This window comes from Pseudomonas sp. Fl5BN2 (assembly GCF_009908205.1).
Classification (GTDB): Bacteria; Pseudomonadota; Gammaproteobacteria; order Pseudomonadales; family Pseudomonadaceae; genus Aquipseudomonas.
In genome coordinates this window covers 1-420 of sequence record NZ_JAAARL010000086.1, presented here as the reverse complement: position 1 = coordinate 420, position 420 = coordinate 1, and the positions used below count along the sequence as shown (strand labels likewise).

The following is a 420-nucleotide window of genomic DNA, read 5'->3' as shown; positions in this document are numbered from 1 at the left end:
AGGATAACGAACTGACGCGCGATAAGTTACAACAGTATGCCCGCGAGCACGGCGTGCCGGAGCTTGCTGTACCGCGCGATATTCGCTATCTGAAACAGATGCCATTACTTGGCAGCGGCAAACCTGACTTTGTCACGTTGAAAAGCTGGGTAGACGAAGCGGAACAACACGATGAGTGAGTCAGTGCACACTAACACTTCGTTGTGGTCGAAGGGGATGAAAGCGGTTATCGTGGCGCAGTTTCTCTCTGCGTTTGGCGATAATGCGCTGCTGTTTGCCACTCTGGCGTTACTGAAAGCGCAGTTCTATCCGGAGTGGAGCCAGCCCATCCTGCAAATGGTGTTTGTAGGTGCTTACATTCTTTTTGCGCCGTTTGTCGGGCAGGTGGCGGATAGCTTCGCCAAAGGCCGGGTGATGATG

At 53.3% G+C, this 420-nt stretch carries 1 protein-coding gene; it reads left to right on the top strand.

The window, feature by feature from the left end:
• Window positions 1–216 precede the first annotated feature (216 nt).
• The coding region (locus GV819_RS32690; protein WP_218579789.1) for a hypothetical protein at window positions 217–420 on the top strand (204 nt) is incomplete at its 3' end.